General features: G+C 71.6%; 9 protein-coding genes. 5 read left to right on the top strand and 4 right to left on the bottom strand.

Translation table 11 applies throughout. The features are described 5' to 3' along the window. The first annotated feature begins 28 nt into the window (after positions 1-28). The 3 genes from flgK to N5D62_RS11675 are packed head-to-tail and all read left to right on the top strand — an operon-like array spanning position 29 to position 4,449. The gene (flgK, locus tag N5D62_RS11685; protein ID WP_279757962.1) at positions 29-2,005 is read left to right on the top strand and encodes a flagellar hook-associated protein FlgK; all 1,977 of its coding nucleotides are present in this window, start codon (positions 29-31) and stop codon (positions 2,003-2,005) included. A gap of 37 nt (positions 2,006-2,042) precedes the next feature. Beyond that, on the top strand, positions 2,043-3,290 hold the full coding sequence (gene flgL, locus N5D62_RS11680; protein WP_279757961.1) for a flagellar hook-associated protein FlgL: 1,248 nt from the start codon (positions 2,043-2,045) through the stop codon (positions 3,288-3,290). A 13-nt stretch (positions 3,291-3,303) separates the two neighbouring features. Next, the gene (locus tag N5D62_RS11675; RefSeq protein ID WP_279757959.1) at positions 3,304-4,449 is read left to right on the top strand and encodes an HDOD domain-containing protein; all 1,146 of its coding nucleotides are present in this window, start codon (positions 3,304-3,306) and stop codon (positions 4,447-4,449) included. A 37-nt stretch (positions 4,450-4,486) separates the two neighbouring features. On the opposite strand, the gene N5D62_RS11670 is transcribed toward N5D62_RS11675, so the two are convergent. The 3 genes from N5D62_RS11670 to N5D62_RS11660 are packed head-to-tail and all read right to left on the bottom strand — an operon-like array spanning position 4,487 to position 8,453. Beyond that, the gene (locus N5D62_RS11670; protein WP_279757958.1) at positions 4,487-5,239 is read right to left on the bottom strand and encodes a response regulator transcription factor; all 753 of its coding nucleotides are present in this window, start codon (positions 5,237-5,239) and stop codon (positions 4,487-4,489) included. A 10-nt stretch (positions 5,240-5,249) separates the two neighbouring features. Further along, positions 5,250-7,148, bottom strand: coding sequence for a HAMP domain-containing sensor histidine kinase (locus N5D62_RS11665; protein ID WP_279757957.1), 1,899 nt, complete (start codon positions 7,146-7,148; stop codon positions 5,250-5,252). A 3-nt stretch (positions 7,149-7,151) separates the two neighbouring features. After that, positions 7,152-8,453 (bottom strand): DUF4397 domain-containing protein, encoded by a 1,302-nt coding sequence (locus N5D62_RS11660; protein ID WP_279757956.1) that lies wholly within the window; start codon positions 8,451-8,453, stop codon positions 7,152-7,154. 120 nt (positions 8,454-8,573) lie between these two features. On the opposite strand from N5D62_RS11660, the gene N5D62_RS11655 reads away from it, so the two are divergent. Continuing rightward, a complete protein-coding gene (locus N5D62_RS11655; protein WP_279757955.1) occupies positions 8,574-11,099 on the top strand; it encodes a PAS domain-containing protein in 2,526 nt (841 codons plus the stop codon). Between the two features lie 106 nt (positions 11,100-11,205). Next, a complete protein-coding gene (locus N5D62_RS11650; RefSeq protein ID WP_279757954.1) occupies positions 11,206-11,817 on the top strand; it encodes a response regulator in 612 nt (203 codons plus the stop codon). Between the two features lie 71 nt (positions 11,818-11,888). Here N5D62_RS11650 and N5D62_RS11645 read toward each other — a convergent pair whose 3' ends face one another. Continuing rightward, entirely contained in the window at positions 11,889-13,556 is a 1,668-nt protein-coding gene (locus tag N5D62_RS11645; RefSeq protein ID WP_279757952.1) for an ATP-binding protein, read from the bottom strand. Positions 13,557-13,684 lie beyond the last annotated feature (128 nt).

Here is a 13,684-nt window from a genome sequence, read left to right as displayed (position 1 = left end):
AGCACGCCGAAGGATCGAGGAGACATCGATGAGCACTTCTCCGCTGCTGTCGCTGGGCATGCGCGCCATGTTCGCCAACCAGGCGGCGCTGCAGACCATCGGCCAGAACATCGCCAACGCCAACACGCCGGGCTACTCGCGCCAGGACGTCGTGCTGACGACGCCCGAGGGCCAGTTCACCGGCGCGGGCTACTTCGGCAAGGGCGTGAACGTGCAGACGGTCACCCGCTCGCACAACGAGTTCCTCACGCGCGAGGCCGCGGCCGCCAAGTCGCAGGCCTTCGCCGACACGACGATGCAGTCGCAGCTGGCGCAGCTCGAGAAGCTCTTCCCCACCGGCGCCGACGGCCTGGGCCAGTCGGCCAACGACTTCCTGAACGCGCTGGTCGACGTGGCCAGCCGCCCGTCCGACCCGTCGGCGCGGCAGGTGGTGCTGGGCAAGGCGCAGGCGCTGGCCTCGCGTTTCCAGAGCGCGGGCCAGCAGCTGGCCGACCTGCAGTCCGGCGTGGTCAGCGACATGAACGCCGACGTCAAGCAGGTCAACGAGCTCGCCAAGCAGATCGCCGCGGCCAACGACCAGATCGCCCGCTCGGCCGGCACCAGCCACACGCCCAACGACCTGCTGGACAAGCGCGACCAGCTGATCTCGCAGCTCAGCCAGTACGTGCAGGTCAGCACCGTGCCCAACAGCCGCGACGGCACCACCGGCGTGTTCATCGGCGGCGGCCAGGTGCTGGTGCTGGGCGGCCAGGCGCAGCAGCTCTCGGTCACGCCCGACCCGTACGACGGCGCGCGCGCGCAGCTCTCGATCAGCGATTCCTCCGGCACCCGCGCGCTGGACGACAGCACGCTGACCGGCGGCTCGCTCACCGCGCTGCTGCGCTACCAGAACACCCACCTGCAGGACGCCCGCAACCTGCTCGGCCAGATGGCCACCGCCGTCGCCACGCGGGTCAACGAGCAGCAGAAGCTCGGCATCGACCTGAAGGCGCAGGCCGGCGGCCCGCTGTTCACCATCGCCGATCCGACGGTGCTGCCCGCGGCCACCAACAAGGGCGACGCCAAGATCAGCGCCACCGTCACCGACGGCGCGCTGGTGCCGGCGCTGTCCTTCACCGTCACGCCGGACCCGACCGGCACGCCCGACAGCTACCAGATCGCGGTCCGCCCCGGCGGCCAGCCGACGATCATGAGCAACGACCAGATCAAGAAGGCCTACGGCATCAGCCTGTCGACCAGCGGCACGATGCAGCCCGGCGACAGCTTCCTGCTGGAGCCAGTGGCCGGCGCGGCGGGCAGCTTCAAGCGCGCGCTGGACGATCCGGCGGGCCTGGCGGCGGCCTCGCCGATCATCGCGACCACCGACGTCAACAACAAGGGCACGGCCACCGTCGACTCGCTCTACGCGATCAACGACAAGTTCGACAAGAGCAAGCAGCCCGCGACGGTGCAGTTCGGCACCGTCAACGCCGACAACAGCATCAACTACACGATCACGCTGTCGGACAACACGACGGTCAGCGGCACCTGGAAGGCCGGCGGCGCGATCGGCAACGACCCGGCCCACGGCGTGGACCTGGGCTTCGAGCTGCGCCTGAACGGCGCGCCCCGCGAGGGCGACAAGATCGCGCTGCAGGTCTCGGACCAGGTGGTCGCCACCAACAACGGCAACGCCAAGGCCTTCCTGGCGATGCAGACCGAGCCCTTCGTGGGCAAGCAGCTGCAGGCCGACGGCACCGTCAGCCGCGGCCAGACCGTCAACGAGGCCTATGCCGCGGCGATGGCCGACATCGGCTCGCGGGTGCAGGGCGCGGACTACCTGGCGTCGGTCTCGACCTCGGTGGCCTCCGACGCGGAGGCCACGCGTTCCAGCCAGGCCGGCGTCAACCTGGACGAGGAAGCCGCGCGGCTGATGCAGTACCAGCAGGCCTACCAGGCCTCGGCCAAGATGCTGCAGACGGCGCAGAGCCTGTTCGATCAATTGCTGAGCATCGTCTCGCGCTGACGCGCCGACGACGACCTGAATCCCGAGGGACCGAGCCATGCGACTCTCCACCGCCAACATGTTCGACGCGAGCATCGCCACGCTGCAACGCCGCCAGCAGGAGATGCAGGACGCGCAGCAGCGCCTGACCAGCGGCAAGCGGGTCGAGAAGGCCAGCGACGACCCGACCGGCGCGGCCCGCGCCGAGCGCGCGCGCACCTCGATCGGCCAGGTCGACGCCAGCCAGCGCGCGCTGGACGCCAGCCGCAACAGCATGACGCTGGCCGAAAGCGCGCTGGGCGACGCCAACGAGCTGATGCAGCAGATCCGCGAGACGCTGGTCGCCGCCGGCAACGCCAGCTACAGCGACCCGGAACGCCAGGGCCTGGCCAACAAGATCCAGGGCCTGCGCGACCAGCTGCTGTCCATCGCCAACCGCGGCGACGGCGCGGGCGGTTTCCTGTTCTCGGGCCAGGGCACCTCGGGCGTGCCCTTCCTGGACAACCCGGTGCAGCGCGACGCAGCCGGCAACCGCACCGGCGGCGGCGTCGGTTTCGAGGGCGTGGCCGGCAACGTCACCACCGGCAACATCGAGAACTACCCGCTCAGCGTGGACGGGCGCATGGCCTGGGAGCAGGCGCGCTCGGGCAACGGCACCTTCGAGACCGGCCCGGCGGCCAACGCGCTGACCGGCAAGTCGCCGGCGGGCTACATCGACTCGGGCCGCGTCACCGATCCGTCGCAGATCACCGGCGACAGCTACAGCATCGTCATCAGCGGCAACGCGCCGTCGCAGACCTACACCGTCTTCAACGAGACGCAGGGCCACGTGCCGGTGGCCAGCGACAACTACGCCGGCGGCAACAGCATCAAGTTCGCCGGCATGGCGATGACGGTGGCCGGCGCGCCGGTGGACGGCGACACCTTCACCGTCAAGCCGTCGACGGCCGACCTGAAGCTGTTCGACGTGCTGGACCGCACCATCGAGTCGCTGAAGACGACCGGGCGCACCTCGACCGAGGTGACGCAGGCCAACCTGGTGAACCTGCGCGACCTGGAGGCGGTGATGGGCAACCTGTCCAACGTGCGCAGCCAGGTGGGCGAGCAGATGAACAACCTGGACGGTTCGGAATCGCGGCTGCAGACGCTGAAGGTTTACAACCAGGCTGAGCAATCTGCCGCAGAGGACCTGGACATGACCCAGGGCATTTCCGACTTCCAGAACCAGCAGACGGGCTACGATGCGGCGCTGAAGACCTATTCGATGGTGCAGCGCATGTCGCTGTTCCAGTACATCAACTCCTGATGCGCCGATCTGCATGAACTCGACACACGCCGTGCTGGGCCAAGTGGCCCTGGGGTACGCGCCCCTGGTTTCCAAGTCCCTCGAGATCGAGGCCACCCGCGTCACGGTGTCCGCGCTGCGCCCGGAAGCGACGCCCGACGCGGGCGAGCTGCTGGCAGCGCTGGCCGAGGCCTTCCCGGCCAAGCCGGTGCTGCTCAACGTCGCGCACGAGGGCCTGCTCAAGGGCCTGCTGGCGGCGGCGCTGCCGGGCAACGTGAAGATCGAGGTGCCCGCCTTCCTGCTGTCCGACGCGGACGTGGCGGCCCAGGCGCAGGCGCGCGGCGCGCTGCTCAAGGGGCGTTCGGACGCGGCCGGCTTCAAGCAGCTGGTGCTGGACCTGCAGGACCTGAGCGGCGGTCCGCTGCCCGCGGGCAAGTCGGTGCTGGTCTCGGGCGCGCGCAGCGCGGCCGACTTCAAGCAGGCGCTGGACGCGGGCGCGGCCGGCGTGCTGGGCTGGACGGTGCATGGCGAGTTCGAGGCCCCGGCCACCCCGGCCGCGCGCAACGACGGCCAGGCGGACTTGCAGGTGATCGTGGAGCTGATGTCGCGGGTCGACCAGGGCGAGGACGTCGAGCGCCTGGAGCAGACGCTCAAGCGCGACCCGAGCCTGGCCTTCAAGCTGCTGCGCTACATGAATTCGGCGGCTTTCGGCCTGTCGGTCGAGGTGTCGTCGTTCCGTCACGCGATCATGCTGCTGGGCTACGCGCGGCTGCGCCGCTGGCTGGCGCTGCTGCTGGCCACGGCGAGCAAGGACCACGCGATGCGGCCGGTGATGTTCGGCGCGCTGCGCCGCGGCCTGGTGATGGAAGAGCTGGCCAAGAGCATGTCGGACTCCGAGGTCCGCGACGAGATGTTCATCTGCGGCCTGTTCTCGCTGCTGGACCACATGCTGAAGCAGCCGTTCGAGAAGCTGCTGCAGTCGATCCCGGTGCCGGAGCGCGTGCGCCAGGCGCTGGTCGAGAAGACCGGCCCGTACCACGGCTACCTGGAGCTGGTGCAGGCGATCGAGAACGAATCGGTCTTCGACATCCGCGCCGGGCTGGACACGCTGATGCTGGGCCCGGACGAGGTGAACCACGCCGTGCTGCGCGCGCTGCACAAGGCCGCCCAGCTCGAGTGAGCCGACGCGCGCCCCGGCGCGCCTCCGCCCCCGTCGATCAAGGCCCCGCCGGCACCGCCGCGGGGCCTTTGCCATTGGCGAGTCCGGCCCAGCGCTCGCCGATGAACTTGTAGCCGCGCCGATGCAGCGTGATCAGGTGGGCCGGGTTGCGCGGGTCCGCCTCGATCTTCTGCCGGATCCCCGCCACGTGGACGTCGATGGTGCGCGTGGTCGGGAGGAAGTCGTAACCCCACACGTCCTTCAGGATCTTGTGGCGGGTCAGGACCAGGCCCTCGTTCTGGATGAAGTACCGCAGCAGCTTGAACTCCATCGGCAGCAAGGGCAGCCGCTCCGTGCCGCGGGTGACCTCCTCGCGCAGCAGGTCCACGGCGACGGCGCCGATCCTGACGACGCCGTCCCCGGTCCTGGACGCGTACCGGCCCGACCGCCCCCGCCGCTGCAGGGCCTCCAGCCGCGCCAGCAGTTCCGCCGTCTCGAAGGGTTTGACCAGGTAGTCGTCCGCCCCCGACTTCAGGCCCTGGACGCGGTCCTCGGTCTGGCCCCGCGCCGTGAGCATCAGGATCGGCACCTGGCAGCCCGCGGCGCGCAGGCCCTTGCACACCTCGAAACCATCCCGCCCCGGCAACCGGACATCCAGGACGACCACGTCGAAGGGCTCCGCCAGCGCGCGCGCCAGGCCGCGATCCCCGTCGGTCGCCTGCGCGACCGCGTACCCCTCGCTGGACAAGCGGTCGGTCAGGGACATCATCAGCCCCTCCTCGTCCTCGACCAGCAGGATCCGCGGGAACATCGACGACGCCTCAGGCCGCATCGCCGACATGCCTCGGCAGCCAGAGCGTCACGACCGTGCCTTGGCCGACCACGCTCTGGATCTCCACTCGCCCGCCGTGACGGTCCGCGACGCGCTTGACCAGGCTGAGCCCGACCCCGGTGCCCGGCACGTTGCGCTCGAGGGCCTGGTGGCCGCGGCGGAAGGGCAGGAAGACCTGGTCCAGCTCCGACGCGGGAATGCCCACGCCCCGGTCCTCCACCGAGACGCCCACCCAGGACCCGGCGCCGTCCTCGCGCGCCAGCACCGACACGCCGATCTCGCGGACGTCCCCCGAGTACTTCAGCGCGTTCGACAGCAGGTTCTGGAGCGCCTGCTCCACGGCGCCGGCGTCGCCCAGGACCTGGAGGCCGCTCGTTTCCTCGACGACGCTGCAAGCGCACTTCGATTCACGCATCAGGACCTCGTAGGCATCGAGAGCGGACTGCACCACCCGCGCGATCGGAAACGGCCGGAACTCCGGCGACAGGTTCGACTCGATCTTCGCGAAGGCCAGCACCTGCTCGGTCATCTCCGCCAGGCGGCGCCCTTCCCGCAGCATGACCTGGCCGTATTGCCGCACCTGGCTCGGCTGGACGACCAGGCCGTCCGCCAGGTTCGCGGCGGACAGGCACACGACCGACACCGGCGTCCTCAGCTCGTGCGAGATGCCGGCGACGAACTCCAGTTGCTGCTGTCGGAGGTCGGAGGAGCGCTGCCATGCCAGCAAGGCGACGGACGCCGCGGTGAGCAGGAGCAGCAGCACGGCGGCGCTGATCGCCAGGTTGCGGCGCAGGTTCCCCTCGACGAACGACGCCAGCGAGCCCGAGCGGTGCAGCGCCGTCAGGCGCCAGGCAGGCGGCGCGGGTTGCGACGCGGCATCCGCCCTCACCAGGGCGACGGCCGTGGGGAGGTTCAGGTCGGCGCGAACGCCGGGCACCGCTTGAACGACCGCGTCGTCCTGCACCCGCGCGAGCGTGCCGAGCGCCACCGGCTGGAATCCGGCCGCCAGCGGCGTGATCCGCAACAGCGGCACGCTGGCGTCGGGCGGATGGAGTTCGTCGGCGAGGTTGCCGAAGGTCGAGAAGACGACCTCGCCCGCGTCGGTGTCCCTGCGGACCGCGATGTCGTACGCGTCGGCGTCGTCGGCGCCGGCGGCCTGGCGTCCGAAGTGCTTGACCGCCAGCGCCGGCAGCACGGTCTTCAGGACCTGGTCGCGACGCAGGACGACGAAGGCGAAACCGGCCTGGAAAGGCGCCTCGACGGCCGCCGTCCCGGTCCGCGCCGGGATCGTGACGGCCAGGCCGGAAGCGAACAGCGGCGCCGTGATCGTGAGCGACGCCTCGTCCAGCCAGCTGGGTTCACGGAACTCGCTCGCGGCGGTCGTGGGGACCGGGAACATCCCGGTGCTCGCGACCGCCTCGTCACGCAGGCGCTCGAGGCGCTGCGGCAGGGTGCCGGGCAGCAGGCGCCGGGTCTCCGGATCGAAGCGCCGGACGATCCAGGCCCGCTGGCCCGGCGCGACCGCCGCGCGCGCGGCGCCCGGATCGTCCTGCGCCACCACGACCCAGATCTCCTGGACCAGGGTGGGGAACTTCGTCTGCCGCCGCCAGGCATCGAAGTGCTCGGCGATGCCGTCGTCGCCCTCCCGCGTCGCGGCCGCCGGACTCATCTGGAACTGCAGCTGCAGGCGCGACAGCTCGCCGTCGAAGTCCTCCGCGAAGTTGGCCAGGCTGGCCTGGAGGCTCTGCAGGTGCCGGTCCCGCTCCAGCTCGCCGACCTTGGCCATCCATTGGACCTGAAGCACGCCGAAGGTGAGGACCAGCAGCACCAGCACGGCCGCGGCGATCCGTGCTCCTTTTTCTCTCAGCGCCTGGGGGATGGTCTTCATGGGTCATCGGTCCTGGACAAGTCGCGCCGTCACCGCCCGGCCGTCGCCGAACAGGATCAGCGAGTACACGCGCTGCGCGGTCAAGGTCGCCCCGGGTTCGTCGGTCTTGAACAGCGGGGCCGGCAGGGACGGCGTCGTCACCTCGATGCGCACCGGGGTCCCCGCCGTCACGTCGCCCGGCAAGGAGGTGGTCCCGAATTCCACGCTGTCGGCGATGGACTGGTAGCCCGCGCTGAGCGCCAGGTTGGTCTCGAGACCGTTGACGAGGTGCACCAGCCGCAACCGGGCGCGCCCCGTCACCTCGGAGACCGCATTGTTGTCGGTGAACAGCTTCGCGCGGGGCGTGGCGGCCGCACCGAAGACCGCGAGCGTGGCTTCCGTCCCGGCTTGCAGCGAAATTCCGGACACGTCGAGGGCGGTGCCGTTCACCGTCACGCCCAGGCCGGTCAGCGCGGCGGGCACGAACGCGTAGGACGACTCCACCGCCGGCGCCTGCACCGACTTGTTGACGCTGAGGTCCGCCGTCTTCACGACCACGCGCGGGTTGCCTGCCGCCACGGCGACGACCCGCAGCAGCGCATGCGTCCCCTTGAACGCGGTCACGCCGCCGCCCTGCGTCATCAGCAGCCCGTTGAGCAGGCGGCTCGACGCGGTGCCGGTCACGGCGAAGGTCGCGATCTGCTGGTCGGAGAAGGCGATCTCGGGCACGTCCAGCCGCAGGTCCGTCTTGCTCCCGGCGCCGGTGACCCTCAGCCGGTAGCTGCCCTTGGCCGTCTCGACGTAGGACGACGCGTAGGTCGGCGCGACGTTGCTGACGGTGGGCGAGGCGCTGGCGAGGTCGGCGTCCCGGGCGGTCAGGTAGATGTCCACGTTGCCGGCGGAGGTCGTGGCGGCATTGAAGAAGCGCAGCGCCGCCGTGCCGGCGGTGGGCGCGCCCTTGTCGTCCGCGAAGTTCGTCAGCTTCAGGACGCCGCCCTCGTTGTACGCGAGCAGGGTGTAGAGCTTCTTCTCCGTCAGCGTCAGGGAGGCCGTCGCGGCGGTCGCGTTGTTGCCGGCCTGCTTGACGCGGAAGGTGTAGGTGCTGGCATCGAACGGCAGGTAGTCCGTTCCCGCCGTCGCCTCGACCTGCGACTGGATCTTCTTGTCGTCGTTGTAGAAGTCCACGGCGCCATATTGGGCCGTGGCGTTGACGAGCCGGATCCGGGCCTGACTGCCCGCGCCGTCTCCGCCGCCGCCGCAGGCCTGCAGCACCAACGCCGACGCCAGCATCAGTGCCAGCGATTTCCAACCGAACCTTCCGATCACGTTCTCTCCTCGGGACATGGGATGGCCGTGATGCTCGCGGCCGCCGGCAGGCGTGAAGTTAGGAAGTTGCAAAATCCGCGTGGCGGCGACGGTCCCGGCGCCCGCGCATAAACTCGCCGCGTGTCGCCGCAACTCCCCCTCGCCTCCCCGGATCTCGACGCGCTGCGCGCCCTGCTGACGGCGCGCGGCCTGGAGCTTCCCGCCCTGCTCGCGGGCTTGTGGGACGGCCCGTGGCCGGCGTTCCTGCTGGAGGCGAAGGGCCAGGTCTTGCTGGCCAACGCGCGGCTGCAGGGCCTGATGGGCGAGGTCTCGCTGAAGGGCCAGCGGCTGCTCCCGAGCGGCAAGGCGCAGGAGTTGCGCCTGATCGACGACCAGGGCCGCGAGCACCTGCTGCAGGCCTGGGTCCATCCGCTGGACGGCGGGTTGGGCGTCGCGCTGCTGCAGGACCACAGCACCGAGCTGGCGGCGCGGGAACGCGCGGACCGGATGCAGTCGGAGATCGACCAGTGGCTGGACCTGTGCCCGCTGCCGGCGCTGATGCATGACGACCAGGGGCTGCTGCTGCGCTTCAACACCGCGTTCTCGGCGCTGTGCCGGCGGCTGAGCCCGCAGATGCCGATCAGCCTGCACGAGCTGCCGCCCGAGTGGCGCGAGCTGCTGCATGGCAAGGTGCCCGAGTCGGGCCAGGAATCGCTGCGCAACGCGCTGCTGGCGCCGCCCGGCGACCGCCGGCGCTGGATCCGGGTGCGCGCGCGGCGGCTCAGCGGGCCGTGGACGCGGCCGCGCACGCTGGTGATGCTGGAGGACCGCAGCGCGGAGCAGGACCTGGAGCTGGCGCAGCAGCAGCTGCAGACCTTGATGGACACGGCCGGCGTCGGCCTGGCGACCTTCCAGGCGGAGGCCGGCTGGTCGCGTCCGGGCACCGGCGCGCCGCCGCCCGCGGCCGTGCCGGGCGACGACGGCCTGCGCCCGGCGCCGGCGTTGCAGGGCGTCAACCGCGAGATGGTCGAGCCCGAATCGCGCGCCGAATACGAGAAGCTGCAGCTGGCGCTCAAGCAGGCGGCGCCGACGGTGGCGCGCTACGCGGTGCGCCATCCCGAGCACGGGCTGCGCTGGCTGATGACGCGGGTCGAGATCGGCCAGCTGGCCTCGGGGCAGAAGACGACCTCGGTGCTGACGGTCGACATCACCGACCACCAGCAGGCGCAGGCGCGCAACGAGCTGCTCCAGCACTCGCTGCAGCTGCAGACCGAGCGCGAGCGGGCGGTGCTGGATTCGGTGCTGGTGGGCATCGTGACGGTGGGCCGCCAGGGCATCGAGTGGATGAACCGCTCGGCGCGGCGCATGTTCGGCGGCGACCTGCCGGAATTCGCCGGCCAGCCGATCAGCAGCGTCGCGACCGACGCGCCGGACCATCCCTTCCGCCAGACCCATTACCTGGACGACCTGCCCGAGGGCCAGGCGGAGACCTTCGAATGCCGCGTCGTCGCCCGCGACGGGCGCGAGTTCTGGGTGGTCGGCAACGCGGTGGCGACGGTCGGGCCGGACGGCTCGCGGCAGCTGACCTACGCGCTGCTGGACATCGAGCGGCGCCGCCAGGCCGAGGCGCAGAGCCAGCAGGCGCAGGCCTCGCTGCAACGGATCATCGAGGCCGCGCCGATCGCGATCAGCCTGCACGACGCGCGCACGCTGCAGGTCCGGCAGATCAACCAGGCCGCGGCGGCGCTGGCCGGCCGGCCCGAGGAGGAGCTGCTGGGCGCGAGCCTGGAGGCGCTGTTCGGCGCGGGCGAGGTGCTGGGGACCATCCGCGCGGACATGGAGTTCGCGCTCCAGAGCAGCGAGGTGCTGCAGCGCGAGTACCGGCTGACGGTGCGCGGCCAGCCGCGGATCTGGGACGCGCGGCTGCTGCACCTGGCCGGCGTCAACGACGCCAGCGGCGAGCTGGAGCCGGAACAGCTGCTGCTGGTGGCCAGCGACGTCACGCAGCAGCGCGCGCAGGAAGCCGCGCGGCTGGAGGCGGCGATCGCGCAGCGCGAGCTGCTGGTGCGCGAGGTCCATCACCGGATCAAGAACAACCTGCAGGGCGTGGCCGGGCTGCTGCAGCAGATCGCGGCGCGGCGGCCCGAGGTCCAGGGCGTGATCAACGAGGCGGTCGGCCAGGTCCAGGCGATCGCGCAGGTCTACGGGCTGCAGGTGGGCATGTCCGGGCCGCTGCGGCTGCGCAAGGTGGTCGAGGCGGTGATGGGCTCGGTGCAGCGGATGTTCGGCCGCGAGATCCTGGTCGAGGTCGACGGCGCGATGGCGGAGCAGTCCCACCGCTGGGGCCTGCCCGAGGCCGAGGCGATCCCGATCGCGCTGACGCTCAACGAGCTGTTCACCAACGCGCTCAAGCACGGCGGCCAGGCGCCGGTGCGCTGCGAACTGCGCTTCGATCCGGAACAGGTGGTGCTGCGCATCGTCAACGAGGGGACGCTGCCGGCGGGCTTCGACCTGGCGCAGGTGCGCGGCGGCGTCTCGGGCCTGGGGCTGGTGCGCGCGCTGCTGCCGCGCCGCAGCGCGCTGCTCGGCCTGACCCAGGACGGCGACCGGGTCGTCTGCGAACTCAGCCTGTGGCCGCCCGGGGTGCAGTTGCTCGAGGCCTTGTGACCACCCGAAACCGGTGCCGTCCGGGGCCGGGTCCCGGCGCGGCATTTCGGTGACAATCCTCGGTCACCCTCCGGGGAGCCTTGGATTCGGGAGCAGCGTGGATAGCGTGAGCAAGGACGTGGGCGCGAGCGGCAAGGGCCGCATCCTGGTCGTGGACGACGACCGGCTGGTGCTCGCCACCCTGACGCACGGCCTGGCCCAGGCCGGCTACGAGGTGCTGGACGCCGACAACGGCGACGACGCCATCCTCATCGCCCGCCAGCACCGCCCCGACCTCGCGCTGCTCGACATCCGCATGGAAGGCATGACCGGCTTCGACGTCGCCGGCTACCTGCGCGACTACCTGCAGCTGCCCTTCATGTTCCTGTCCGCCTTCGCCGACGAGGCGACCGTGGCCAAGGTCAAGGAACTCGGCGCGCTGGCCTACCTGGTCAAGCCGCTGGACATCCACCAGATCGTGCCCGCCGTGGAGGCCGCCTTCGCCAACCGCCCCGCGCGCGCCGCCGCGGCGGCGCCGGCCGCCCCGGCCATCGACGCCGCCGCCTCGCTCGAGGTCGTCGAGGCCATGGCCCTGGGCGTGCTGATGCACCGCTACTCGCTGACCCGCGCGCAGGCGCTGTCGCGCCTGGAGCGCATGGCCGGCGAGCAGAAGATCGATCTCGGGGAACAGGCCCGCCGCATCGTCGAGGCGGTCGAGCAACTGGCGCTCGGCAGCTGAGGCGGCCATCGGCCGGCGGCGGCCGGGATCGACGCCGGCCGGCCGTCGCCGGAGCGACGCCGGGACCGGCGTCAGTTGGGCAGCGTGAAGTAGAAGCGGGCGCCCTGCCCGACCTCGGATTCGGCCCAGATGTCGCCGCCATGGCGGCGCACGATGCGCCGCGCGGAGGCCAGCCCGACGCCGGTGCCCTGGAAATCGCTGGCGCTGTGCAGGCGCTGGAACACGCCGAACAGCCGGTCCGCGAAACGCATGTCGAATCCCGCGCCGTTGTCGGTGACGACGAAGACGCGGCCGTCCGCGCGCTGCTCGGCGTCGAAGCGGATGACCGCCTCCTCGCGCTTGCCGCTGTACTTCCAGGCGTTGCCCAGCAGGTTCTCCAGCACCATGCGCAGCAGCGTGGGATCACCGAGCACCCGCAACCCGGGCTGCACGTGGGCCTCGACCGCGCGCTCCGGCGCCGCGCGCCGCAACTCGTCCATCACCTGCGAGGCCAGCAGCGACAGGTCCACCGTCTCATGCCGCAGCGCCTGCGAGGACAGGTGGGACAACGCCAGCAGCGAGTCGATCATGCTGTGCATCCGCGCCGACGCGCCCAGCACCCGGTCCAGGTGGTCGTTGCCGGCGCGGTCCAGCAGCCGGCCGTAGTCTTCCTTGAGGATGCGGGTGAAGCCCTCCACCACGCGCAGCGGCGCGCGCAGGTCGTGCGACACCGTGTAGCTGAACGACGCCTGGTCGGCGCGCGCCTGCTCCGCCGCCTGCATCGCCAGCGCCGCCGGCACCGTCTCCGCCGCGCCTTGCGGCCACAGGCTCAGCAGCGTTCCGCCACCGTGCGGCAGGGCCGTCAGGCACAGCCACCACGCGCCGCAGGCGCTGCCCGACTGCAGGTCGGGCTGGGCCAGCGCCTGGCGCAGTTCCTCGGGCAGGCGTTCCTCGCAGGCGCGCCACAGCTGGCCGCGCGCCTCGGAGCCGCCCATCATCTGCGCCGCCGCGTCGTTGAAATCGATCAGCCGGGTCGACGCGCCGGCATCGCCGCTGAGCAGCCACGCCGGCCCCGGCAGGGCCTGCAGCCAGTCGGTCATCGCCGCGTCGGCGACCGCCGGCGCGGGCAGCGCCGCGGCGGGCGAAGTCACGGGCGGCGTGTCGTCCAGCACGCGGGCGGCGCCGAGGTAACCGGCGAAGCGGCCGGCCGCGTCCAGCGCCGGCTGCGCGCGCAGTTCCCAGCGGCGCCCCTGGCCATCGACGACGCGCAACCGGTCGAAGGACTGGCCCGGCTCGACGCGTCGTCGCACGTCGACGCTCGCGCCGCCGTCGCGCGCGTCCGGCAGCGGCTCGAAGCGTTCCCACAGCAGCTGCGTCACCGCGCCGTTGACCGGCGTGCCGGCCCAGCTCGACGCGGGCGCGCCCAGCGGCGCCTGCCAGCGGACCAGGTGGTGCTGGGCGTCGGTCTGCCACAGCCAGTCGCCCTGCAATTGCGTCAGGGCCTGCGAATGCTGGCGGCTCTCGCGCAGCAGTTCGCCGAATTGCGCCCGCGCCAGCCGCACCGCCAGGTGCCAGGTCAGCGCGGCCACGACGATCGTCAGCGCCACGCCCGCCATCACGGCGGTGAGCACCAGGCCGGGGCCGGCGGGCTCGACATTGAGCGCCAGCAACAGGAGCAGGATCACCACCGCCAGCCCCAAGGCCAGCGCGGCTCCCTTCCATGGCCGACGGCGCGCCGCGGCTTCCCCCAACCTGTTCATGCGAACCATTGTATGTAGGCAATCCCAATGTTTCGGCGGCGTTTCCGCGCCACGCCGCCCCCGGTCCCGGTGTCCCGCCGAGGCCCGGGGCGCGCCGTGTCGCCCGCGCGCGGCGCGGCGCGCACGCG

Origin of the sequence: Mitsuaria sp. GD03876 (genome assembly GCF_029840635.1) — a bacterium.
Lineage (GTDB): Bacteria > Pseudomonadota > Gammaproteobacteria > Burkholderiales > Burkholderiaceae_C > Roseateles.
This window is presented reverse-complemented; position numbering and strand designations above follow the sequence as displayed.